Source organism: Parasphingorhabdus pacifica (genome assembly GCF_054779195.1).
Genome location: NZ_BAAGYS010000008.1, coordinates 198,837 through 221,581, shown reverse-complemented (window position 1 = coordinate 221,581; position 22,745 = coordinate 198,837). Strand labels below are relative to the sequence as shown.

Below are 22,745 nucleotides of genomic sequence, written 5' to 3'. Positions count from 1 at the left end.
GGTCCGATCAGTCGAAGACGAGCGTGGTCGCTGTGTGGGCGAGCAGGGTCTGGGTGTTGGGGCTGAGGCCCAAGCGGTTAAGCGCGAACAGAACGTGGTGAGCGAGAACGGCGCGAATGCCTCGCTGGAGCTGGCCGTCGCGCGCCAGCTGCGCCAAGTGCTTCCCCGCGTTGTCGAAGGCCGTGAACCAGTCCGCGGCGAAGGCCAGGCCGCTGCTGGTGTCGCGGACCAGGTGAGCGGTGTCGACGGTCATCAGCCGACGCACGGAGGATTGGCGCGACCGCACCTGCTCCGGCGGAAGCTCGCGGGTTGGCCGACGGTGCTGGGCGATCCGGGCCCAGATGTCTCCTTGCTCGTACCAGTCCTGGCCGGCTGCTCGGAAAAGGCGGCTGCACAGCAGAATCGCGAGCTCCCGGCGTCCCACGACGGCCGGGCCGTCGGCACTGAGGAGGCCGAGGTAGGTCAGAACGTGGCGGCTGTCCTGGTGGAACAGGGTGTGAGCCAGCGCCATTCCGGCTTCGCCGCCGAAGGCGTGGATCTCGGGTTCGTAGATGACCGGTGTTGTCGGGAGGAGGTGTTGGTGGAGGAAGGCGAGCGCGTCGGAAGCGGTGGACTCGTCGGGCGAGAGGATGCGCACGCGCCAGCAGGGCTGCGACCGCACGGCTTCCTGCGATGTGAGGCCGTTGCGGGCACGGGGTCTCGGTGGTTCGGCTTTGCGCATGAAGAACCAGGTGTCGATCAGCCCGGCGTGTTCGACCTCGGTGATGGCGGGCCCGAGACGGGTGAACGCGGTGTATTCGACAGTGTCCCAGTCGTCAAACTGGATATTGATCTGACGCCATGACGGGTTCACGCGACGTTCCTTCCGATCAGGCCATGAGCAGGCAGGAATCCCAGCCGCTGTGCGGGGGTGCGTCGGTGCCGAGGGTGTGCAGTGCCAGTGCGATGCCCGCCATGCCGTCGAGGAATTCGGGGTCGTTCGGGGGCGGTAACAGCTGATCGAGCAGCCGCTGGCACAGGAGAGGCAGTGCGGCGGCCAGCTCGCCGGTGTCGGCGTCGGCGGCCACGCGCCAGGCGGTCTGGAGGATTCCAGCCAGCCCGTGGCACAGCCCGGTGTCGGTGACGCGGTCGAGCTGGGTGGAGTCTCGCAGGAGGCTCAGCATCGCGGCTTCGGCGAGGTGCGTGCGGCCGGGATCGTGCAGGGCCAGGCCGGCGAGTTGCTGCGCGCGGGCTAAGCCCACGGTGCCGTAGCACCAGCGCGGCGCTTGCCGCTGGGATGCCGCGACGTGTCCTGCGTCGACGTTGTCTCGGGTGATCACACCTGGCCACCACGGGCCAGTCTGTTGCCATCCATCCAGCCAAGTGCAGATCCGGGTGATGGCATCCCGGTGGCCGTCGACGACCACTCCGCGCAGCAGGGCCAGCGACAACAACGCCAAGGGTGCGGCGATGCCGTGGGACATGCCGATATTGCCGTGACCACCAGGGAACTCGGCGGTTACTTCGCCGTTGGGGGACACCTCGGTCCACCAGCCGGGCATGTGCTCGCGCGAACCCGTCAGAGGTTCGGTCAATCGGACGAGATAGCGCAGCACTGCGCGGGTGATGTTGTGGTCGGGGTGGTGTCGGAGGTGGTAGGCGCCGAATCCGGCCAGCCCGCGGAACAGGTCGTATTCGGCCAGAGCGGGGCGCTCGCCCCGGTCGAGGCGCGCGTGCGCCAGGGTTAGACGAGCCCGGGTCACCTCGATGGTTTTCTCATCCAGTGTGGCCAGCACTGGCGGACACCGGCGGGCATCGCCGGCGATCGAGCGGGTGAGGAATCCCAGGGCTGCCGCGCCGTAGAAGAGGGTCGCGTTGTGGCCGGTGCTGAGTTCGTCGCGCGCGGCCGCGGACAGCCAGGCGCGGGCGGTGTCCCAGGTTCCGTGGCCGCAGCGGGCCCGTTCGAGGTGCAGCAGTGCGATGCCCGCCGCGCCGCCGAGCAGCGATTGGGGCCGGGTGCGGCCCACGCCGCCGTGCGGGTAGATCGTCTGCGGGTCGGCCAGGCGGTCGGCGAGCTCGTCGACCGCGGCGAGGGCTTTCGGGGTATTCACGGGGCTCCTGGGGTGCGGGCAGTCCAGCTCAGGGCGGCGGCGCGGGCCAGGCGCAGGCAGACCCGTTCGGCATCGAGGGAAACCCCGGTCATGCGGACGTGGTGCAGGTGCAGCAGGTCGGCCAGCATGGTGGCCGGATCGTGCCGGCCCGAGTCCTCGAGGGCGCTGCGATAGGCGACCAGTGCCCTTCGGCGTTCCTGCCACGCGGCCGCGAGGTCACCACCGCCAGGCAGGGCACGAACCGTGGCCCAGTCGTCGCGCGGATCAGCCAGACGAAGCGCGGTATCGCGCAGCGCTCGCTCGGGTGCCGGGCCCGACGGGGTGCGGGCGGTCTCGATCAGCCACCGCATTCCCTCCGCAGGAGCGTCGTGGAATGAGCAGGCGAGGTTGACCATGCTCGCCGCGGCCAGGGCCCGGGCAGGGACACCGTCGCGGTGGTCGACCGTGTGCAGCTGGGCGAGCACTGCGCGGGAGTCGGCGGCGAACACTGACTCCGCGGCCTCCATCACCGCGCCTGTCCCGAAACGACCGGTTTCGGGGTAGTAGGTATCGAACTGCGCGCGACCGACGAGCCCGTGCTCGCGGAGCCTTGCGACCCACGCGTTGATCCCAGCCGCGGCGCGGGCGGCCTCGTCGCGGTCGCGTAGCCGGAACCGCAGGCGCAGGTGCGGGTCGGGATCGTAGTAGCGCAGGAACCACCACTCCGGCTCGCTGTCCCAGGTGGACAGCAGCTCGGGCAGATGGCCGGTGAGCACGGCGTTGTGCCGGTCGGGGTGCCCGTAGAGCTTGACGTAGGCCCAGGGCGCGCTGCCGGGTAGATGCCCGTGCTCGCGGCCGACGGGGGGCGGCGACCACCGCGGTGCCGGACTCGATGTGGTGGCCGCCAGTGGGATCACCGCTTCGTGGGCGTGCCCGTCGAACCAGCCGAACGCCTCATCGGACGGTGCTTCGCGTAACGCGACGCCGCTGGTGCGTTCTAGTTCGGCGCGCAGCAAGTACAGGTGTGCCGACGTGTGCAGGTGCAGTCGCATCCTGCGGTCGCTGTCGCCGACGTAGATCGTGTCCGGGACACCGAATCGTTGGCGCCACGCCTGGAAGCTCTCCACCCAGTCACGCCACGAGGCCGTCGTTCCGGGCAGGTCGGTGGCCTCCAGCCGCCACCGGGCTGGTGCCAGAATCGTGCGGCGGTAGCGAATCCGGGGCAGAAACGGCAGTCGACCGGCGTGCCCCCAGGAAAACGGCGCGCACGGTGCCGCGCGAGTCGTGCTGATCTCGGTGAGGAACCGCACGAGGGGATGCGCGTGGTGGACCATCTCCACCGCGCTGAAGGCCACCGGTTCGACCGGGCGACGCTGCGACAGCGAGATCAGGACCAGCCGTTCGGCGTCGGCGGTCACCGCGAGATCATCCAGCGACACCGTATTGGTCGGTTCTCGGGGCTCGCCCAGCGAGAACACCGTGGGTAGCACCTGGGGGCTGCGGGCGACGTTGTCCGTGCGCGCGTACAGGGCCGGTGCTGAGACTTGGACCGGGAACGAGGTGTCGCAAACCGTCGGCAGGTCGGCGTAGGCCGTGGCCATCCGCCGTTGGTCCTCGGTGTCGAGCAGGTCGAGGAATCGTCCGGTCGTGGCGCCCGCAGTCCGCGAGACCCCGGCGACGACGAGCTCGAACTCACCGCGATCCAGTGCCGCGCGGGTGGGGGCCTGCACGCGGACGCGAAGCTCGGTGTGCGGCTGCACCGTAACGTCGGCGCCACCGGCGGCGTCGAGCTCGGCAAGCATGTCGTCGTCCAGGAGGACTTCATTGCTCTGCTGCCACGCTGCCCGCTGGGCCCACGCCATCAGGGTCGCGTCCCGCTCCGACATCGAGCGTTCGGCCAGCGTGTTCCAGGGCGTGTCGCGGTACCCGGCCGGGAACCCGAGCCCGGTATCGGCCACCAGCTCGGTCACCGGCACCACAGCCCGCGGGCCGTACCATTCGATGAAGCGGCCGTGGTACTGCTGCCATTCCGGGTTCCCGGACGGCTGCGGCGCCAGGCGCACCAGCGCCGCCGTGGCGGCTTCGGCTTCTCGCGCCACCTCCTCCGGCAGCGCCAGGTCGCAGTCCAGTCGCAGGTCCATCCCGACTGGCCGCTCGCTCGGTGCTATGTCCGTCATCGCTCGGGAGAGCCTGGTGCGTCGCTCGCGTGCTTGGGGCGGTGAGTTGGACGTGTTGTGTTCGTCCAGGTGCCGGCGCAGCGCACGGATTTGCTCGGCCTGTGCTGCCACGCCGGCCACGGTGTTGGCTTCCACCTCGTCCAGGGCCGCGACAACGTGGTCGAGTGGGTCGGTTGCCGTCATGGGAGGACGCAACTGGGTGATCAGTAAGCCCTGCTCAACGAGTCCTGCCAGCATCGGGTCCAGGGCGGATGCTGGTGCGTTGAGCTCGGTCGCGACCTTGTCGGCCGCATCCCGCAGACGGATCGGCGCGGCCGCGACCCGCATGATGGCCTGCACGACCTTGGTGTGGCGGACCGACACCTCCCCCAGCCCGCCCGCACTCGTCGCGGCGGGTCGGCGTTGCCAGCCCAGTACCAGCCTGCCGTCGCGGACGGCCGCGGCCGCGTTCGCGACGACCAGCAGCTGGGAACGCAGCTCAGGATCCGATTCCAGCTGTACCAGGACTCTGTCCAGCCATTCCGCGTCGACCCGTGCCACCGCACGGTGCTGCCGGCCCCAGCGCACCGTCGTGGAGCGGTCGAAGCGGGTGGCGGCCACGCCCGAGAACATTCCGAACGGGGTCGCCCGACCGGTCGCCCGAACCAGGTAGCGCGCGACCGACACTGCCGCACGGCGAACCTCAGCCGCCGGCCGGTGCGGTTCCCGGCATATCGTGCGGACGTGGCGAGCCAGCACCGGACTGGCCGTCTCCACGGCCGCCGCGAATTCCTCGATTGCCCACACCTGCTGCAACCACGCACGCCACTGCGTCACGTGCTCGTCCGGGCCACCGGACAAATCGGGCCACTCGACGCTGTCCACAGTGCAGGGAAGAGGTGCCGCCCGGACGATGGCGGCGTCGATCACCTTGTACAACTTCACCCCCAAGAAAGAAGGATGCCGGGTGGCGGGCAGGAACAACGCCCCGCCACCCGGTATCACTGGCTTCTCACGTCAGTGCCGAAGCGATGCGGTCACGGGCAGGTCGGAGTACAGGCCGACTCGCAGGTGTGGCCGCAGCCGTCATCGGTCGGCCGCATGAGCTCTTCGATGACCGGACCGGACTCGGCGAAACGGATGTCGAGGTCGAAGTCCTCGGGAGCAGGCGACTCGGCCACCATGTCGGCGGCGGTGTCGTGCAGCTCCTCCGGTGAAGCGAGCTCGGACTTGGTGGAAACGGTCAACGGACCCTCCTTGATTCGCTGATCATGTGTTGTTGTTCGCGAGAGCCCTGAGTGGTCAGAGTTCCCGCGCTCCCGGCCAGGAGACGACGACACGCGTGTGCCTCTTCTCGATGGCGCGTCCCCTGGGGAGTTCACTGGTGGGCGTCGCAGCAGGGAAGACGTCGATGTGCGCGCCGGGACCGCCGCGCAGATCGCGGTCGAAGCGCCGCAGCAGCTCGACGTATTCGTCGGCGACCGCCTCGGCCTCGGGGCCGTGTGCGTACACGCCGTTTTCGAACGAGTCGGTGCCGTCGATGGGCCGTTTCGTGCGGTAGGCGAACGATGCCCCGCGGATCAGGGTCGGAACGCCCTGCGTCGCAGAACGAGCGACCAGACCGCGTTCAATCGCGCCTTTCCGTGCTGCGAGCAGGCCGAACACGGGCGCTGCGGTGGCGATCCAGAAGTGCGTTTCGTCGGGACGATCGAATTCAATACCGGACCAACGCTCCAGGCGGGGTTCCTGCAAGGACTTCTGCATTCCGCGAACATCAAGGAGCTGCTCCTCCTCGACTCGCAGCGCGACTTCGGACCCATCGAGCGGGATCAGGCGTTCCTCGCGGGCGCTGGAGCCCTGCATCGGGACAAATCCGCACAGTCGATATCCCGTACTGGCCAGGTGCTCACCGTCGCGTTCGAACACCACCGACCGGGTCAATCCCCGCATCCGCAGCGGAACCACGATGCGACCGCCAGGGGCAAGCTGCTCCCACCAAGCCGGAGGGATGTCCCATGCCCCGGCCGTGACGATGATCCGGTCAAACGGCGCCCCAGCCGCGTACCCGTTCTCGGCATCGCCCAGCGCCACAGTGACACGCTCGTACCCAGCCGCATCCAGGCAGTCGCGCGCACGCTCGACGATGTCCGAGTCGATGTCCAGGGAGACAACTGCCCCGGACTCCCCCACCAGTTCGGCGATCAGGGCGGCGTTGTAACCACCGCTGCCCACTTCCAGCACCCGCATCCCAGGTTCCAGCTGCGCCTGCTCAAGCATCGTCACCTGAATGTGCGTGGCGCTCAGCGAACTGGTCGCCAATCCCTGCTCGTCCCGTTTGGTCACCAGCGCCTGGTTCGCCGCGTACGCGGCCACTATCGATCCTTCCGGAGCGAACAGGTGCCGCGGCACCGTCCGGACCGCCTGCGCGACCGTTTCGCTGCGGAGGTCTCCCCACTCGCAGAGTTCGCTGACCATCGCCTCGCATCGAGCGGTCGCCTCGTCAGCAGTGTTGCTGCCGGCTTCGCCTGCTGTTGTCACGAAACACCTTTCTGGTTGTTGTGTTTTGCGGGCCCACCGGTCCCCCAACGATCACTGTTCGTTGGTGATCTCAGCAGGAAATCTATGGGAGCGGCGTAACCGCTTGAGAGGAGAAATGCCGTCTCGAAACGGTGGAGGAGTGAGCCAGTGTTCGGGGATGGTGCGGCCGTGGCGTTCCCATTCCCACACGTAGGTAACGAGCTCGTCCCACAGCTCGCGGGGACCGATCTCGGCAACACAGGTACGCGCTCGGCCACGGTGTCGGTCCCAGGCGATGATGATCCGCACGGCCGAGCCCGTCGCCGGGTCGACCAGCGAGTGTTCATCCTGTTCGTCGGGCCAACAGCTACGGGAGTGCCCTACACCCGGCATGGCCGCGGCCAAAACCGTGGGAAAAGCGGGGTGTTCCAGTCCGGGCAGCGTCACCGCAGGCGTCAGCGGCTTGGCATCAAGAGCGGCGAAGTCCAGGTGCGGCGGCATCATGCGGCATCCCGCAGCGGCGCCTGGGCCCCCTGCCACATTCCGGCCAGTTGATTCAGTTTGTCCAACCAGGGAAAACCGGATTCCTTGACGGTGTGACAGCCGTTGGCGCGCTGGAACAGCACCGCGTACTCATGATTGATCCGATCACGGAACACGTGCACCACTTCACCGTGGTTGCGGTGGGTCTGACTGGCATGTTCCAGATCCGGGTGGGCCTCCCGCACCAGCAGCAAAAACCCGTGCTCGTCGACTGGTGGCAGGTGCGCTGGGCGTTCCGGCCGGTCGCTGTAGGTCAACGTCAAAAGCGGCGTGTCCACGTCGGACAGTTTCGTGGTCATGCGGCATCACTTCCTCGGGATCGGTTGGGAGTGATCGGCCCGCTCTGTCGGCTGCATCCAGCAGAAGTCCGCGGACGGACGCTCCTTGCCCTCGGGCGGGTCGTAGCCCTCCAGCCCGTCGCGCACCCGCGTCAACACCTCGTCGCGGGTCTCGAAGTACAACGGCTTGTTCGGATCCGGCGCGGGAATGTCGAGCTCACCTGCCAACCGGCGTGGCAGCTCTCCCGGCGCGGAGTTGGAGGGCTCGGTCATGGCGCCCACAACTTCCCCGCGCTGTGGGACATCAAGTGCTGATCGGCGGGCCGCTCCGAGATCAGTACGCTTCCGGCAGACGGCGCGGGAAGCTCCAACAGTTCGGTCGTGACATCGACGACGGAACCGGCAGTGCGCCACCGCACGACGGCCGCGCCGATGTTTTCCAGGTAGCTCGGATCCAGACCACCGGCACGGTAGGCGGAAGCATCGCGTTCGCCATAGACCGTGACAACGTCGAGAACACCTGATGACCACCAGCGCATGTAGACCAGAGCGATGTAGCCGTCACCCTGATCATTTGGCACTGGAGCCCCGACGAATCCACTCGTGACCAGGCGCTGGAGCTGAGCCGTCGGATCGTCCATGTCGATTTCCCCATGATCGGTTCGGAAGGCAGTGGACCCGGCATGGTCGGGGGTCACACCGGGCCCACTGCCCGTTTCGGTGACCGGTAAGGGCGCTCGACGGACTGGCGGTGTCTGGCACCGGAGCGCTCCACCCGGCCTGGCCTGCTGTAGCCTCGCTTCTGTAGCAGCTACAGGGGACGCTACAGCGTAGCGGCTACAGCGCCAAGAGTTGCTCATGCCGCCATTCGAGTGATGTTGTTCTTGACTGACGGCTGAGCCCTGTATGCCAAGGGCAGGTATGCCCAACAGGCGAAGGAGATCACGGTGGTTGACACTTCGAGCCCTGCGCTGTTGAAGCGTTGGATCGGCCTCAACCTGCGCCAGCTCCGGAAGGAAGCTGGCAAAGAACGTACCGAGGTTATGCAGCGTCTCGGCTTGTCACGCGCTCAGGTGGGGCATCTTGAAACCGCCGAGCGCCTGCCATCTAAGCCGGTACTGGAGATCCTGCTCGACTTCTACGGCAAACGCGAACGACTGCCGGACTTCCTGCGGATCGTCGAAGCAGCACGCAAGGGCAAAAACTGGTGGGACAAGCTCAGTGATGCCGTTCCTCCGTGGTTCGATCTGTTCCTTGGGCTGGAGGCCGGTGCGGCCGATGTCCTGAGCTTCGATGCCTATGTCATGCCAGGTCTTCTGCAAACTCCGGCCTATGCCGAGGCGGTTATCAGGGCTGACCCGGAGCTCACCGACGAACAGGTCCAGCAACGCGTCGAGCTGCGCGTGGGGCGTCAGCGGATTTTCGACCGGGAGGACGACCCCGTCCGGCTCTGGACTGTCATCGACGAAGCGGTGCTCACGCGTCTACGTGGCCGCACCGAGGTCATGACCGAACAACTCGACCACCTCATCAAGATGAGCGAACGTCCCGGTGTCGACGTGCAAATCCTTCCACGAACGGCAGGGGCGCACCTGGCTCAGTCCGGCAGCTTTCAAATCCTGAAGTTTCTCAGTGAAATGACAGGGGACCCTGGCGTCGTTTACTTGGAAGGGCTCGTCGAAGGCCGCTACTACGAAAAGCCTGAAGAGGTTGCACTCTACGAGCGGGCAATGACCCGACTACAGGTGCAAGCCGCGACACCGGAAGACTCGCGAACGATCTTGCGCCAAGCCGTACAGGAGGTACAAAAGTGAAGGACTACCCGATCGACCAGCCGCCGGACACCCAATTCCGTAAGTCGAGCTACAGCAACGATCATCAGGGCTGCGTGGAAGTCGCCCCTGCGGCCGATGGTGGCCGCTGGCTGCGGGACACCAAGGACCGCTCAAGGCCAGCGCACTACTTCACGCCGATCGAATGGCAGGCATTCATCGCTGGCGCCAAAGCTGGCGAGTTCGACGACTAAGCACGGAAGCCTGTTAGGTGCATGAACAGGAGGAAGCCCTCCCGGCCAGACCAGTTGGTCGGGAGGGCTTCTTTATGTGAGCTCCATGCGGGGCCCACAGCAGATGATGCCGTATTCGGGCACATTGTGTACTCGAAACACGCCCTGAAGCGGCTCCGGAATTCCGACACCGCGTACCCGGTGTGGACTGCCTCCAACGGGTCGGGATCGCTGTCGCAGCAGACGGCCACGAGCTGGACCAGGCGGGGCGGCCATCAGTGTGGTTGCTCGGCGCGGTACTGGCTCTCCAGCCCGACCACGTTTCCGCGACACTGGCATTCCGCGGTGAGCAGGGCAAGCTGGCGTGATCCGGTGAGACGGATGTCCTCGGTTTGGCCGCTGAATAGGGAGTGGCGGGTATGGACATGGACGCTCCGTGTCGTAGTGGCGAACTCGGTGTGCAACGAAGCTCACCACCCGGCCCGGGTGTGCGGTTAGAGTGAATCATCACGCACGGTGTACTCACGCACACGCACGGCGGGAAAGGCGGCGATGAACGAGTCCAGCAACGAGGCCCAGAACCACGAAGCTGGACCGCACGCTTTCGTCGCGGAGTTTCGGCGATGGCGCGAAGTCCGCGGCTTGTCGCGCACCGCGCTGGCGAAACTGATGGACTACAGCCGCTCATATGTGTCCAAAGTGGAAAGCGGTGACGAGCCGGGGTCGGCGGAGTTCGTGCGAACCGCGGACACCGTCCTACACGCAGGTGGCGCGCTGCTCCGCACCTGGCGCGCCGCGTACCCCGCACCCGCCCTGGCCAAGGACATGCCGCGAGCACCGCAGCCGGTTGCGGTAGAGCCCCCGGCCGAGCTGGTAGTCGACCATGATCACGCTGAGCTGACCTATGACGCCGGCGTCTACCGCTCCACTATGCGCCGTCGTCTGATCAATCACGGCGAGCAGCCGGTCACCCGATACCTGATCCGGATCTCGGTCGACCGCTTTCCCGGTGATCCCGAACGGTCCAACCAGCTCTACCGGGATTCACCGCTGACCTGGGACGAACTCGATCTACGCGCGTGGCTAGGGCCAGACCGCGATGCGGAATTGACTTGGAGCGTCCAGCACGACCGAGACGCGTTCAAAGAGGTCTGGCTGCTCCTGTCCGGTCGGGCCGGCCACTTCCCGCTATATCCTGGCCAGGCCGCCTGGATCGAATACACCTACACCGTGCCGGTGATCAAGTGGGGCAATTGGTTCCGCCGCGCTGTGCGGCTACCGACCCGGAACCTCTCGGTGTCCCTAGACTTTCCCACCACACTCGGGCCGACCGTGTGGGGCCTGCACACCTCGCTGACCGCGGAATCTCTGCCGTTTCCGACCCCCATCGACACCTGTCAGGAGGGCAACCGCACGCAGTATTCGTGGTCCACTCACAACCCGCCACTGCACGCGCGCTACACGCTGGAATGGCATTTGCACCACGATCCCCACACCGCGCCGCCCGTCGACCGGCTCCCGAGCGAAACAATGAGCGCGCTGGGCATTGTCCAAGAGGGCGAGCCAGTCCTGCGGCGCACCGCTACACGTTTCGACCTGCCCAGCGACGGCTCCGACGCTGAACGGGTACTGGCAGATCTACACGCCGCGGCCGAGCGAGTCACCACCGCGCATACCTTCGGCAAGGGCATGGGCCTGGCTGCACCGCAGATCGGCATCGACCGTGCTGCCGCCGTCGTGCGCCCACCCGGCACCACCGAGCCCATCGTGCTCTTCAATCCCCGCATCATCGAAACCAGCACCGAGCACGATCAGCAGTACGAGGGATGCCTGAGCTTTTTCGATGTCCGCTGTCGCATCCCACGACCGCTGAAAATTCACGTCGAGCACCAGGTCCTCGATGGCACTTGGCGCATCACCGTCTTCGACCACGGCATCGCCCGACTCGTGGCCCACGAGATCGACCACCTGCACGGCGTCCTGTGCCGAGACCACCTCCCAGCCGGAAGCCACCCAGTTCCCGTCGAGCAGTACCGCGGCACCGGCAACGACTGGCACTACCCCACGACCACTCCCCACACCAACACGGCGGAAAGATAAACAGACGTTCGAGCAGTAACTATGACACGCGCGCCGCCGTTGGTTTCATTCAGCACTGATGCAATCGTAGAAATCAACAGCTGAGGCTCAGTGACCGCACTCATCAGATCATCAAGCCGGTCCGTGTTCTCGAACATCGCGCGGCGGCGATCGCCATTTCGGGCTGGGGCCGACCAAGTAGCGATCCTCGTCGCTGGAAACGACCAGGCCGCAGCCATCGACAACGAATCTGGCGCCCTCCCACCCGCCAAAATCGATAAGAAAACTGATGCGCGGTTGCGCTCCCCGGTAATAACCGGGCCATCTCGCTGGTCTCCCACAGCGGAGCCGACCTACCTCGACCATCTCCGCCTTCGCCCCAAGGACTTCGAAGAGCCCACCGGCGTTATCACCCACGGCGACGAGCGCGAATCAGGCCATGCAGCAATGTACTGGCGCCGACCCATCCGCCCGGACGGCACGCCGTGCCGATTCGCAGCAAAAACAGCGTTCCACAGCCTCATGACCTCTGCCGTGTCAAGGTAGTGAGCCGCTGGAGCCGACCAGGAGTTTCACGCATCCGTGCAGGTCAGCGGCTCTTGTTCCTCCTCGTTGCGACGAATCCCGACGCGTTGCCGCGCGTTCCCGTCGCCAGGAAATCGCCATATGATCTGGCGATCACCGGGACGTACTTCAACTTGTTGATCCAGCGGTCCCGTCACCCGCGCCACCGAGTGCCTGTCGCATCACCGCCTTCTGATGCCACTGTCATGCCCGACGTCGGTCAAACAGATCAGTGTTCGAACAGTATCGTCAAGGTGGAGGTTGGGGGAACTTACTCGAACACAAAAGACCAGGTCAGCGCACTGGAAACACTGCGGACGAAGCTGCCAGACCTGCCTGAACCGCCCCAACCGACACCCAAGCGGACAAAGCCCGGACGCACCCGGCGACTCACCGACGACCAGGTGCAGCAACTGATCGAGGGCTACAAGTCCGGTGCGACCGTCTACGAGCTGGGTGATCAGTTCGGCATCGAGCGCCGCACTGTCAGCGCGATCCTGCATCGCCACGGTGTCCCGATGCGCCGCCGCGGCCTGCCCGAAGAGCAAATCGACGACGCAATCCGGCTCTACAACCAGGGGTGGTCGCTGGCCCGGATCGCCGCACGCATGGACGTCGCCGCCGGCACCGTCCGCCAACGCCTGCACGAGCGCGGCGTCACCATGCGCGACACCCACGGACAGCCCCCGGCGGGTGACGCCCGATGACCAGCACACCACCCACAACCAGCCTCCCTCCCGATCGATCGCTGCACCTGCAGTGCGCCTGCACCCTCCTGGGCGCGGCCTACGTCTCCTACCGGCACGGCCGCGAATTCGCCTTGCGGTTCGGCGCCGACGAGACCACCGCCACCCTCTGGCCTCTCATCGTCGACGGCTTGTTGACGATGGCGACCATCGAGCTGTGGAAGGCCGGTCACCGTCACCGGGCGACCGGGCAGTGGAAAGCATGGTTGTCGTTCGCCCTCGGGATCGGGTTGTCGCTGTGCGCCAACATCGCCTCCGCCCCCGAGCTAAACGCCTTCTCCATCGCCGTGGCCGCCTGCCCGCCCCTGGCGCTGCTGCTGTCGGTCGAACTGCTCAACCAGGCACTCAAGCGGCGCCGCGCGGAGACGGCAAGCAAGACCGTTCATGAGTCCGACGAGAGCGCATCAGCGCAGCCGCGCTCGACGGACTCGGGCGACGCCAGCACGTCACCAGAGGTGCCCGAGGAAGCTGAGGATGTGCCAGCGCTGCGCACGGTGGTGAACAACACGCCTGGCCACAACGCCAACAGTGCCGACGCTGTCTCAGAGCCACCGCACGATGAGGATGATGCTCCGCTGCGCGAGGAGGCGTACCGGCTCGACGCCGAACACTGGAACCTGCACCAGCGTCCGATCTCAGCCGACACGCTCCGCCGAAAGCTCAGCATCGGCTCGACCCGAGCCCGCGCCCTCACCCGCCACATCCGACAACACCGCCAACCCGGAACGATGCTCGCCGCGGTGGAGTCCGCGAACCGGTGACATCGAGCAGATGTGGGGTTCGATGCGGAGGGGGTGCACTAGCCACCCGCCTCGTGCTCCCTGAGATCAACTTACGGACCATAGGTTCGCACGGCAGCGATACTCGAAGGCACCGCCGCTTGACTTGGCGACTCAATAAGACGGGATGCTGAATCTGAAAGATGAAGTTACTACTTCTCGCCTTCGGCGATTCGATTTGCTCTTTTATCCCGGTTCGCGTGCGCCTACTGAAGATAATTTCGGAATTGGGATCCAAATCGAGTACACCCAGTCTCAGTTACCGACTTGGTTGGGTGGGGGCGTACTTCCCATATCTGCCGGCATCTCGCTGTCAACGGCAGCCAGCGCCCGGATCCGCGGTGAGCACTGCACCGGCCACTGCGTAGCTGGCGAGTCCGCATGATGACACATGCGGGTTCCTCCCTGGTAGGTCGCGAGTGGCTGGGTGCCGCGTGCTGCTCAATACTTGTTGGGGGGAGTACTTCTCAAGGTCTGCCCGGTCAGTACGGACTCCCCATGTTGTCCAAATGTTGTCCCCGGGAGGCCGCCCCGTGTGGGCGAAGGAGACCCCGAACGCGATGGTGTTCGAGGAGTCTCCCGTGCTTCGTCATAGTTCTGTTGTCGCTGCTTCGTCGGAATCGGTCGGTTCGCCGTAGTTGTGGGCCATCAGCATCGCCGTACTGCTCGTGTTGCTGATCATGGACTTTCTGGTGATCCGCCGCCCTCACGAGGTCTCGATGCGCGAGGCCGTGGGGTGTCGGTGTTCTATCTCGCCTTGCCGTTTGTGTTCGGCCTCTACCTGTGGGCGGCGTTCGGGGGTGCTCAGGCGCTGGAGTTCATCACGGGATTCGTGGTCGAGAAGTCCCTGTCGGTGGACAACCTGTTCGTGTTCATGATTCTGCTGGCCGGCTTTTCCGTACCCGCCGAGCTGCAAGCAGCGCGTGCTGCTGTACGGCATCGTCGGAGCGTTGGTGCTGCGCGGCATCTTCATCGCAGCCAGTGCCGCCCTCCGGCAGGCGGGCACGTGGGCGTTCCTCGTGTTCGGGGCGATCTTGGTCGTCACCGCCGTCACGATCCTGCACGAAGCGCTCACCGCGTCGGCCTTCGACCGCGACGTGTCGCAGCTGCGCTCGGTTCGGTTCTTGCGCCGGCTCATGCCCGTCACCGACGACTATCGCGGCACCCGGCTGACGGTCCGTGAGGGCGGTCGGCGCGGCTTGACTCCGCTGACGGTCGTGGTCGTGGCGGTTTTCGCCACTGACGTGGTGTTCGCCGTCGATTCCGTTCCCGCTGTATTTCGGGATCACTGAGAACCCGTACCTGGTGTTCACCACCAACGCCTTTGCCCTGCTGGGTCTGCGTGCCCTGTACTTCGTGTTGCACACCGCGCTGACTAAGCTCGCCCATCTCAACTACGGGCTGGCGATCATTCTCGGGTTCATCTGGACCGTTCCAGGTGTCGAATTGTGACGCTGGTTCTCGCCGAGATTGGTTCCAGGATTGTGCTCATGAGCGTGTTTCAGCGCGGGTCCTGCGTCGGAGGCTGGTGTGGGTTGCGGCCAGTCGCCATCGATGTGGGCGATGCACTGGTCGCGAGACGTGTGCCCGTTGCGGTATCGAAGATGTGGACGTGCTGGGGGTCTGTGGTGACGTGGATGGTCTCGCCCGCGGCTAGGTGGCGCCGGGTTCCGACACGAACGACGATGCTGATCGAGCCGCCCTGGACGTTGGTGGTGCCGTGCAGATAGGCGTCGGCGCCGAGTTCCTCGAGCATGGTGATTTGGACGGGTAGGCCGCCGTCATGCTCGCCGATGATGCGCCATGCCTCGGGTCGTACGCCGACGGTGATGTCGCGGACCTGCGACGTGGCGGCACGGTCGATGGGCAGCGTGTACTCACCGATCTGAGCGCGGCCGTCGGTTGCTGTGGCCGGTAGTAGGTTCATTGCGGGTGAGCCGACAAATCCGGCGACGAATAGGTTGGCCGGGCGGTCGTAGAGTTCCAGAGGGGTGTCGACCTGTTGCAGGATCCCGTCCTTCATGACCGCGACCCGATCGCCCATGGTCATCGCCTCGACTTGGTCATGGGTGACGTAAACGGTCGTGGTGCCCAGACGCTGCTGAAGTGCGGCGATCTGGGCACGTGTGGCAACGCGAAGCTTGGCGTCGAGATTCGACAGGGGTTCGTCCATGCAAAAGACCTGCGGCTGGCGAACGATCGCACGGCCCATGGCAACGCGTTGTCGCTGCCCACCGGATAGCGCCTTGGGTTTGCGGTCCAGGCAGTACTCAAGATCGAGCAATCGGGCGGCTTCACGAACCCGGCGATCGCGCTCCTCCTTACCGATCTTGGCAAGTTTCAGGGCAAAGGCCATGTTCGCGGCGACGGACATGTGCGGGTAGAGCGCGTAGTTCTGAAAGACCATCGCGATATCGCGGTCTTTGGGTGACAGCGCGGTGACGTCGCGGTCGTCGATGGAGATCCGGCCTGAGGTCACTTCCTCGAGCCCTGCGAGCATCCGTAGCGACGTGGATTTGCCGCATCCCGACGGGCCGACGAGGACGAGAAATTCGCCGTCGCCGATTTCGAGGTCGAGATCTTTGACGGCCGGATGCACGGTTCCGGGGTAGTGCCGTTGGGCGTTGTCGTAGATGACGGAGGCCATTTGAGGCTCCTCTCGCTGGAATAGGGGGTTGACAACTTCTCTGAGCCTCGGCATTACGTCATGGAGTCAGCCCATCGCGCGGAGGCCGTGACGGCGTCCCCGGCTTGGCGGCGTGCAATGTCGGCGCTCAACCCGACGTGGGAGCGCGGATCGAGCACCTCAGCGAGCTGGTGGTCGCTGACGTGGCGAGTCAGTCGTTCATCGGCACGAAGGACACTCAGGAAGTCCTCGCCGGTTTTCGCAGCGTGCTGGGCTGCCTCATAGACGATGTCGTGGGCGAGTTGCCGTCCCAGACTTGGGGCCAGGGCCATCATAATGGCCTCGGAGTTGATCAACCCGTGGGTCAGTGCCAAATTCTGGCGCATCCGCGCCTCGTCTACCGTGAGACCTTCAAGAATGACGGCTAACCGGATGAGCAGGTCCCCGGACAGGATCACACTGGATTCCACGGCGTGTTCCATCATCGCGGTGGCGGAGCCGTCGACTTCGTGGTCGTGCAGCATCGCTTCCAGGCTCAGTGGGACCAGATTACGGATCTGCGCTGAGATGGTCAGGATGTCCTGTGAGAGTTGTGGGTTGCGTTTGTGCGGCATCGTGGAACTTCCGACGACCCCGTCGGGGATCGGTTCCCGGGCCTCGGCGAACTCAGGTTTCATCAGCTCGGTCACCTCTCGGGCGATCTTGCCGACTGTGCCGGCCAGCAGTCCTAGAACCGCGACATACTCTGCGAACGGATCGGCGATCGACCGGGAGGCAACAGGCATGGACACCAAGCCGAGTCTCGTGGCCACGCGGTTTTGAACGTCTGGTCCTTCGGCGCCGACGGCGGCGAAGGTGCCTACCGCTCCCCCTGCCATGGCGGTGAAGACGTCACCCTCCAGGCGTTCGAGCCGCCGTGCGTGGCGGAGCAGCTCGTCGATCCAGACAGCAACCTTGTACCCGAAGGTGATCGGCACCGCGTGCTGCCCGTGGGTGCGACCCGGCATCACGGTCTCGGCTGTCCGTTCCGCGAGCTCACCGGCTGCATGCAGGATGCGCCCCATCAGGCTGAGCAGGATCTGGTGTGCTTCGCGTAGGACCAGCACGTCGGCGGTTTGAATGATGTTCTGGGTGGTCGCGCCCCAGTGAACCCACCCACCATGCTCCTCGCCCACCGCCCGGCTGAGTTCTTCGACGAGCGACATCAGTGGGTGGCTGGTTTCGGCCATCCCAGCCACCACCCGGGCCAGGTCGAGGTTGTCGAGTTTAGCCGCGACTGTGACGATCTCGTCCGCGGCGGCCCGCGGGATCACGTGGGCCTCGGCCTGGGCCGCGGCAAGCGCCGCCTCGACGTCGAGTCGTTTCTGCCACTTGTTTTCGGTCGCGAAGATGCCTCGGAGCCCAGGGGTCGGGACCCGATAATCGGTGAACCGGCCTGCGGGAATGTCCGCTTCGCAAGCGGAGTCGGTGGGCACGTTTGGTTATCCTTTCTCGGCGCCCGCCACCAGCCCGCCCTGCAACAGGCGTTCGGCAGCGAAGAAGATCACGATGATGGGCAGGGTGAGCACGACTGATCCGGCCATCAACGCAGTGGGTGGAATTTCGAGGTTTTCGGTGAGCTGGGCCAGGCCCAGTGAAACAGTCCAGCGGTCGCGGTCTTCGACGAGGAAAAGCAGGGCGAAGAGGAACTCGTTCCAAGCGACCATGAACACAAACAACGCGGTCGACATCATCGACGGCAGGGCCAGCGGGACGACGATGCGTCTCAATGTCGCGATGCGCCCCAGTCCATCCAGGGCAGCCGCCTCCTCGATGCTCTCGGGGACGGTGTCGAAGTAGTTGCGCAGCATAAAGATCGCGACAGCGATAGTTTGGGACACGTAGACGATCACCAGCACCGGCAGCGCCCCGCGCACCCCCATCCGGGTGAAGAACACGAACAAGGGAACAGCAAGCAGGATCGTTGGGAAGAGGTAGACCGTCAGGAACAGGGCACTGATCTTGCGCCGGCCGAAGAACTCCAGCCGAGAGACCGCATAAGCGCCCGGCACGGCTAGCAGCAGCGTCACGCCGACGGTGGCCATGGCGATGACGGCGCTGTTGACCATGAGGTCCAGGAAGCCCTGTCCGTCTTGCTCGACCGGCAGCAACACGTTCTTGTAGGCGGCCAGCGACCATTCGCCGAGTGCAAGCCACAGCCTGCCGGGGTCAGTCATGATCGAGGCCAGGTCGCGCATCGAGAGCATGAAAATGTAGTAGAAGGGGAAGATCGTGGTGATCAGCAGCCCGGCGATCACCAATGGCCTTGCGACGCGCAGCAGGGCGCGTTCGGTTCGATCACGGGAGTATCTGCTTTGCGCGGAAGAATGAGTCAGACGCTTGGGAACCAACATTAGACGTCTCGTTTCGTGCCGATAAGTCGTCCGTAAAGCAGGATGAAGATCGCAAGAACGGCCGCGAGGAACAGTGCTTGGGCCGCTGCCGCACCGACGTCACCGCGATTGATGAGCAAGTTGAACACCCGGACACTGACCACTTCAGTGCCAGCCTGTCCGTTGGTGAGCAGATACACCTCGTCGAAGGCGTTGAAAGTCCAGATGAACCGCAACACGGTCAGCACCGCGATGGTGGCGGTCAGTTGCGGCAGGACAATGTGCCGGAAGGTCTGCAGAGGCGTGGCTCCATCGACCCGGGCGGCTTCCTCAATGCTGTCCGGTAGTGCTTGCAGTCGGGCGGTCAGGAACAGGAAAGCGAACGGGAAAGTCCGCCACATCTCGAAAGCGATGACACTGGCCAGGGCGATCGGGATGTCGAGCGTGACACCCAGGATGTTGGTTTCCAGACTGCGTTGGGACAGAAATGCGATCGGCTCGTCCCACCCGAGAAACTTCGCGCCCCACGCGTTGAGGATGCCGTACTCGGGGTTGAGCATGGTCTTCCAGGCAAACGTCACCGCAACGACCGGAGCGACAAAGGGCAACAGGATTGCCGCGCGCACGAAGGTGCGCCCCCGGAAGGGTTTACGGAGCGCGAGCGCGGCGACCAGACCAATCAGGATTGCCCCGCCGGTGCCGAGCACCGAATAGATCACGGTGGTCAACAGGCTGTGCCACAGTCCTGGCGAGGTGAACACAGCAAGGAAGTTGTCCAGCGTGTAGTTGCCGAACAGCCCAGTGTGGCGCAGCTGCATCAGCGGAACGTCCTGGAAGGCCAGCACGATGGTCCACACGATGGGCACGACGACGAGTGCCAGGACGATCAGTACGCTCGGTGACACCAGCTGCAGGCCGGCGCGAGCGTTGGCCCGGGCGAGCGGCCCCTTCTGCGCAGTGAGCTTGCGTACCAGGCTTGTGCTTGTCCGTCTTGGTGTTTGCATCTTCATCGCAGTGACTCCTGAATGGACTCGACGTCACGGCGCGCTTGCTCGGCAGCCTCGGTCGGCGAGAGTGACTCGTTGAACATCTGCGAGAGTGCCTGCACGATCGGCTGCTCTCCGAGGATGGCGCCCAGCAAATCAGCCTGGTCCTGCTCGATTGCCCATTCGTTGGTCGAGGCCGGTGACTTCGCGATGTCGTTGATCACGGGCGGTGCGTAAAAGTTGCTCAACGGTGCCCGCGGCTGCTCCCCAGAGCGCATGCTGCGCCAGGCATCGACGTAGGCAGTGGGATCTGTTCTGGTGCCCTGCCGGTTGGGGACCTTGCCTTCCGGCGACATCGCGATCCATTCCTCGTAGCCCTCGCTCATCATGTAGGCGACGAAATCGTCCGCAGGCGCTGAGGCATCGGCCGTGATGGCCCAGTTCGCTTGCTTGCCGAACTGGCTCTTTGCGCCATCAGGTCCCGTGATGGTCGTTACCACACCACTGTTTTTAGCCAGGTAGGCCGGGTCAGAGACACACTCGTCGCAGCTCGGGACGAGATCCGGTTGCAGACCAGCGAGCTCGTCGAGCAGGTACGAGGAGTAGACGGCCATCGCGGCACGGCCGGACAAGTACATCGAACGCACGCTGTCCGAATCCTGCAGACCAGCCGCGGAGTACTTGCTGATCAGGGTGTTGTAGAACGTGAAGGCCCGCTTGCACTGCGGAGTGTCGATGGTGACCTCGCCCTGGTTACCAACAAGCTGGCACCCATTGGCCAAGGCGAGGTGCTCGAAGGTCTCGCGCGTTTCGGTCAGGCCGGCGAAGCCCACCCGTCCGTGACCATCCAGCTTGGCTGCGGCCGCCCGGATGGACTCGTAGTCGGTGGGCGGCTTGAGTCCTGCTGCCCGGAACAGGTCCTTGCGGTAAACCAACACCGAGGTCCACGAGTCACTCGGCACGGCCGCGAGCCGACCGTCAAAGGTCGCACGCTGCAACGTGCGAGGCATGAACGTGTCTGGACCGAGCCGGTTGATCACATTGTTGGCGGCCTTGGTATCCAGTAGCCCATTGGTGGCCAGCTTGGCGGCCATAGTCAGGTCGAGCCCGGCGATCACATCGGGCAGTTCGCCCGCTGCAGCCGAGGAGACCACCAGCTGGTTGTACTGATCCTCGTCGACCGGCACCACCTCGACGGGAGTTCCGCTTTGTTGGGTGAAGGCCCTTCCCAGCTTCTGCAATGTCGCCACGCGCGCCGGTTGGCTCTCCAGCGACCAGACGGTCAGCTTTTCGTCGGCACCTTGAGTCCCGCAGCCAGTCACCACAGCAGCCGTGAGGACCACGACCGCGAGGACCGCTCGGATTCTACTCACCCGATCTCACCTCCATTGGTAGATCGTTCCACCTGTGTGGCATCGGATGGTAGACCGATCTATCATCGCCAGGCAAGGGTCGAACAGAACCTGACGGAGGCACACGAGTGGGAACGAGCGTGACGCTCAATGAGGTCGCCGAGCACGCCGGGGTCTCGCGGGCTACCGCCTCGCTAGTCATCCGTGGCACCGGGCGCGTCTCGGAAGCCACCCGCAACCGAGTGCAGCAGTCGATGCACACCCTCGGTTACGTCTACAACCGCGGTGCGGCCTCCCTGCGGAGCCGCCACGGAGACACGATCGGCGTCGTCGTCACCAACCTCGCCAACCCGTTCTTCGGCGAGTTGCTAAAGGGGCTCGAACACGAACTCAACCAGGCCGGATACACCTGCCTGCTGGTCGATACGAACAACGACGTCGACGCCCAATACAGGGCCGTCACCGAACTCCGCGAACGCCAAGTCGCCAGCCTGGCCATCGTTCCCGCCAGCGGTACCACCGGCGACTTCGTCGACATGCTCAACGCATGGGGCATGGAGCACATCTTCATGACCCGCTACTTGCGCGACGTCGAGACCCACTACGTCGGAGCCGACGACGTGCTTGGCGGCAGACTCGCCGCCGAGCATCTCCTCGAACACGGACGCACCACGTTCGCCTACGCCGGCGGCCCCGAATCGGTACTGTCCCGCTGGGACCGCATCACCGGCGCCACCCAAGCCCTGCAGGACCACGGTCTGACCGCATCCGCGCTGGCGGACTACCCCGGGGAAACCAGCGGGCGGGGTGGTCTGGCAATCGCTAAACAACTACTGGCACAGGACCGGCTGCCAGAAGCCATCCTGTGCCACAGTGACCATGTTGCCTTCGGCATCTACCGGGCCCTCCGGCAGCATGGACGAAGCGGGGAAACACGCGTGATCGGCTACGACGACATCGCCACAGCCGCCCTATGGGAACCACCCCTGACCAGCGTGTCCACCCGCAGCACCGAACTCGGCCAACGCGCCGCCCAAACTCTGCTCACCCACATCAGCACGCCCGCCGACCACCCCGTGGTCACGACCACCCAACCCACCCTCGTCGTCCGCGAATCCTGCGGCTGCCCCGCATAACGCTATACACGGCCCGTCTACGACCCGGCCGACCCTACGGGCCCGGTCGCCTTCGCCGAGTTCGAGGTCGATAGCCCTGCGACCACAGCTCCTTAATCAGGAACGACGAAGAAGGTAATGAGGTCCCCGCCCACCGAGCCATCGACTAGCTGCATTGGACACCGTCCACGGAAATCCCCGGTGCTGGGCAGGTCGTCGAGTTCGGAAGAATCGACGGCGCCGGGATGTTAGCCGGGCTGGAAGACCACAACGAGGGCGGCTTCACCAGTGGCGCCAACGACGCCGCCCACGGTCCGCCGAAATCGCGGGGCAGCGCGATGGTATTCCAGTCCTACGCGTCGACCAAACCAGTGGGCAGTGGAAGGCATGGTTGTCATTCATCCTCGGAATCGGGCTGTCGCTGTGCGCCAACATCGCCTCCGCCCCCGAGCTCAACGCCTTCGCCATCGCCGTCGCCGCCTGCCCGCCCCTGGCACTGCTGCAGTCAGTCGAACTACTCAACCAGGCACTCAAGCGGCGCCGCGCGGAGGCCGCACA

Annotated in this window: 22 protein-coding genes and 1 pseudogene; 9 read left to right on the top strand and 14 right to left on the bottom strand. The window is 65.2% G+C overall.

All coding sequences use genetic code 11. From position 1 onward, the window contains the following. Nucleotides 1-7: 7 nt before the first annotated feature. The 9 genes from ACYVAN_RS12670 to ACYVAN_RS12630 all read right to left on the bottom strand — a co-directional run bounded on the left by ACYVAN_RS12670 (nucleotide 8) and on the right by ACYVAN_RS12630 (nucleotide 8,204). On the bottom strand, nucleotides 8-853 hold the full coding sequence (locus ACYVAN_RS12670) for a thiopeptide-type bacteriocin biosynthesis protein (protein ID WP_460959078.1): 846 nt from the start codon (nucleotides 851-853) through the stop codon (nucleotides 8-10). A 16-nt stretch (nucleotides 854-869) separates the two neighbouring features. Further along, nucleotides 870-2,090, bottom strand: a complete 1,221-nt coding sequence (locus ACYVAN_RS12665) for a lanthionine synthetase C family protein (protein WP_460959076.1) — start codon at nucleotides 2,088-2,090, stop codon at nucleotides 870-872. Continuing rightward, on the bottom strand, nucleotides 2,087-5,170 hold the full coding sequence (locus tag ACYVAN_RS12660) for a lantibiotic dehydratase (RefSeq protein WP_460959957.1): 3,084 nt from the start codon (nucleotides 5,168-5,170) through the stop codon (nucleotides 2,087-2,089). The genes ACYVAN_RS12665 and ACYVAN_RS12660 overlap by 4 nt, the downstream gene beginning before the upstream one ends. Before the next feature lie 92 nt (nucleotides 5,171-5,262). Beyond that, nucleotides 5,263-5,472 carry an FxLD family lanthipeptide gene (locus tag ACYVAN_RS12655; protein ID WP_460959074.1) on the bottom strand — a complete coding sequence of 70 codons (210 nt, stop codon included), beginning with the start codon at nucleotides 5,470-5,472 and terminating at the stop codon, nucleotides 5,263-5,265. 55 nt (nucleotides 5,473-5,527) lie between these two features. Next, on the bottom strand, nucleotides 5,528-6,763 hold the full coding sequence (gene fxlM, locus ACYVAN_RS12650) for a methyltransferase, FxLD system (protein ID WP_460959072.1): 1,236 nt from the start codon (nucleotides 6,761-6,763) through the stop codon (nucleotides 5,528-5,530). 51 nt (nucleotides 6,764-6,814) lie between these two features. Continuing rightward, nucleotides 6,815-7,246, bottom strand: coding sequence for a hypothetical protein (locus ACYVAN_RS12645; RefSeq protein WP_460959070.1), 432 nt, complete (start codon nucleotides 7,244-7,246; stop codon nucleotides 6,815-6,817). After that, a complete protein-coding gene (locus ACYVAN_RS12640; protein ID WP_460959068.1) occupies nucleotides 7,243-7,584 on the bottom strand; it encodes a hypothetical protein in 342 nt (113 codons plus the stop codon). Before ACYVAN_RS12640 ends, ACYVAN_RS12645 begins: the two co-directional genes overlap by 4 nt. Nucleotides 7,585-7,590: 6 nt before the next feature. Further along, nucleotides 7,591-7,836: a hypothetical protein gene (locus ACYVAN_RS12635; protein WP_460959066.1), complete on the bottom strand. Its 246-nt coding sequence runs from the start codon at nucleotides 7,834-7,836 to the stop codon at nucleotides 7,591-7,593. Next, nucleotides 7,833-8,204 (bottom strand): hypothetical protein, encoded by a 372-nt coding sequence (locus ACYVAN_RS12630; protein ID WP_460959064.1) that lies wholly within the window; start codon nucleotides 8,202-8,204, stop codon nucleotides 7,833-7,835. Before ACYVAN_RS12630 ends, ACYVAN_RS12635 begins: the two co-directional genes overlap by 4 nt. Before the next feature lie 306 nt (nucleotides 8,205-8,510). Between ACYVAN_RS12630 and ACYVAN_RS12625 the strand changes: the two genes are divergently transcribed. From ACYVAN_RS12625 to ACYVAN_RS12590, 8 genes and pseudogenes are all read left to right on the top strand, one after another. After that, nucleotides 8,511-9,377, top strand: coding sequence for a helix-turn-helix domain-containing protein (locus tag ACYVAN_RS12625; RefSeq protein ID WP_460959062.1), 867 nt, complete (start codon nucleotides 8,511-8,513; stop codon nucleotides 9,375-9,377). Next, complete coding sequence (locus tag ACYVAN_RS12620; RefSeq protein WP_460959060.1) at nucleotides 9,374-9,589, top strand: DUF397 domain-containing protein; 216 nt, start codon at nucleotides 9,374-9,376, stop codon at nucleotides 9,587-9,589. Before ACYVAN_RS12625 ends, ACYVAN_RS12620 begins: the two co-directional genes overlap by 4 nt. Nucleotides 9,590-9,771: 182 nt before the next feature. Continuing rightward, entirely contained in the window at nucleotides 9,772-9,936 is a 165-nt protein-coding gene (locus tag ACYVAN_RS12615) for a hypothetical protein (protein ID WP_460959058.1), read from the top strand. A 184-nt stretch (nucleotides 9,937-10,120) separates the two neighbouring features. Beyond that, on the top strand, nucleotides 10,121-11,668 hold the full coding sequence (locus ACYVAN_RS12610; RefSeq protein WP_460959056.1) for a peptide deformylase: 1,548 nt from the start codon (nucleotides 10,121-10,123) through the stop codon (nucleotides 11,666-11,668). A gap of 797 nt (nucleotides 11,669-12,465) precedes the next feature. Beyond that, nucleotides 12,466-12,918 carry a hypothetical protein gene (locus tag ACYVAN_RS12605; RefSeq protein WP_460959054.1) on the top strand — a complete coding sequence of 151 codons (453 nt, stop codon included), beginning with the start codon at nucleotides 12,466-12,468 and terminating at the stop codon, nucleotides 12,916-12,918. Continuing rightward, entirely contained in the window at nucleotides 12,915-13,718 is an 804-nt protein-coding gene (locus tag ACYVAN_RS12600; protein WP_460959052.1) for a DUF2637 domain-containing protein, read from the top strand. The genes ACYVAN_RS12605 and ACYVAN_RS12600 overlap by 4 nt, the downstream gene beginning before the upstream one ends. Before the next feature lie 932 nt (nucleotides 13,719-14,650). Continuing rightward, nucleotides 14,651-15,028, top strand: a pseudogene (locus ACYVAN_RS12595) (TerC family protein); the annotation flags it as partial. Between the two features lie 13 nt (nucleotides 15,029-15,041). Next, nucleotides 15,042-15,188: a hypothetical protein gene (locus ACYVAN_RS12590; RefSeq protein ID WP_460959050.1), complete on the top strand. Its 147-nt coding sequence runs from the start codon at nucleotides 15,042-15,044 to the stop codon at nucleotides 15,186-15,188. A 49-nt stretch (nucleotides 15,189-15,237) separates the two neighbouring features. On the opposite strand, the gene ACYVAN_RS12585 is transcribed toward ACYVAN_RS12590, so the two are convergent. Genes ACYVAN_RS12585 through ACYVAN_RS12565 form a run of 5 tightly spaced genes read right to left on the bottom strand, consistent with a single transcriptional unit; the run spans nucleotide 15,238 to nucleotide 21,063 of the window. Beyond that, nucleotides 15,238-16,383 carry an ABC transporter ATP-binding protein gene (locus tag ACYVAN_RS12585; protein WP_460959048.1) on the bottom strand — a complete coding sequence of 382 codons (1,146 nt, stop codon included), beginning with the start codon at nucleotides 16,381-16,383 and terminating at the stop codon, nucleotides 15,238-15,240. A gap of 53 nt (nucleotides 16,384-16,436) precedes the next feature. Beyond that, nucleotides 16,437-17,837: a class-II fumarase/aspartase family protein gene (locus ACYVAN_RS12580; protein ID WP_460959046.1), complete on the bottom strand. Its 1,401-nt coding sequence runs from the start codon at nucleotides 17,835-17,837 to the stop codon at nucleotides 16,437-16,439. A gap of 6 nt (nucleotides 17,838-17,843) precedes the next feature. Further along, on the bottom strand, nucleotides 17,844-18,755 hold the full coding sequence (locus tag ACYVAN_RS12575; RefSeq protein WP_460959044.1) for a carbohydrate ABC transporter permease: 912 nt from the start codon (nucleotides 18,753-18,755) through the stop codon (nucleotides 17,844-17,846). After that, nucleotides 18,755-19,744, bottom strand: a complete 990-nt coding sequence (locus ACYVAN_RS12570; RefSeq protein WP_460959043.1) for a carbohydrate ABC transporter permease — start codon at nucleotides 19,742-19,744, stop codon at nucleotides 18,755-18,757. The genes ACYVAN_RS12575 and ACYVAN_RS12570 overlap by 1 nt, the downstream gene beginning before the upstream one ends. Next, nucleotides 19,741-21,063, bottom strand: a complete 1,323-nt coding sequence (locus ACYVAN_RS12565) for an ABC transporter substrate-binding protein (protein ID WP_460959041.1) — start codon at nucleotides 21,061-21,063, stop codon at nucleotides 19,741-19,743. Before ACYVAN_RS12565 ends, ACYVAN_RS12570 begins: the two co-directional genes overlap by 4 nt. Before the next feature lie 149 nt (nucleotides 21,064-21,212). Here ACYVAN_RS12565 and ACYVAN_RS12560 point away from each other — a divergent pair, with 149 nt between their 5' ends. Further along, complete coding sequence (locus ACYVAN_RS12560; protein ID WP_460959039.1) at nucleotides 21,213-22,208, top strand: LacI family DNA-binding transcriptional regulator; 996 nt, start codon at nucleotides 21,213-21,215, stop codon at nucleotides 22,206-22,208. The last annotated feature ends 537 nt before the right edge of the window (nucleotides 22,209-22,745 follow it).

Bases quoted from the DNA above. Each gene is read 5' to 3' on its own strand.
- ACYVAN_RS12645 (WP_460959070.1), bottom strand. From the start codon at position 7,246: ATGATGCCGCCGCACCTGGACTTCGCCGCTCTTGATGCCAAGCCGCTG.
- ACYVAN_RS12640 (WP_460959068.1), bottom strand. From the start codon at position 7,584: ATGACCACGAAACTGTCCGACGTGGACACGCCGCTTTTGACGTTGACC.
- ACYVAN_RS12635 (WP_460959066.1), bottom strand. From the start codon at position 7,836: ATGACCGAGCCCTCCAACTCCGCGCCGGGAGAGCTGCCACGCCGGTTG.
- ACYVAN_RS12630 (WP_460959064.1), bottom strand. From the start codon at position 8,204: ATGGACGATCCGACGGCTCAGCTCCAGCGCCTGGTCACGAGTGGATTC.
- ACYVAN_RS12610 (WP_460959056.1), top strand. From the start codon at position 10,121: ATGAACGAGTCCAGCAACGAGGCCCAGAACCACGAAGCTGGACCGCAC.
- ACYVAN_RS12600 (WP_460959052.1), top strand. From the start codon at position 12,915: ATGACCAGCACACCACCCACAACCAGCCTCCCTCCCGATCGATCGCTG.
- ACYVAN_RS12585 (WP_460959048.1), bottom strand. From the start codon at position 16,383: ATGGCCTCCGTCATCTACGACAACGCCCAACGGCACTACCCCGGAACC.
- ACYVAN_RS12575 (WP_460959044.1), bottom strand. From the start codon at position 18,755: ATGTTGGTTCCCAAGCGTCTGACTCATTCTTCCGCGCAAAGCAGATAC.
- ACYVAN_RS12570 (WP_460959043.1), bottom strand. From the start codon at position 19,744: ATGAAGATGCAAACACCAAGACGGACAAGCACAAGCCTGGTACGCAAG.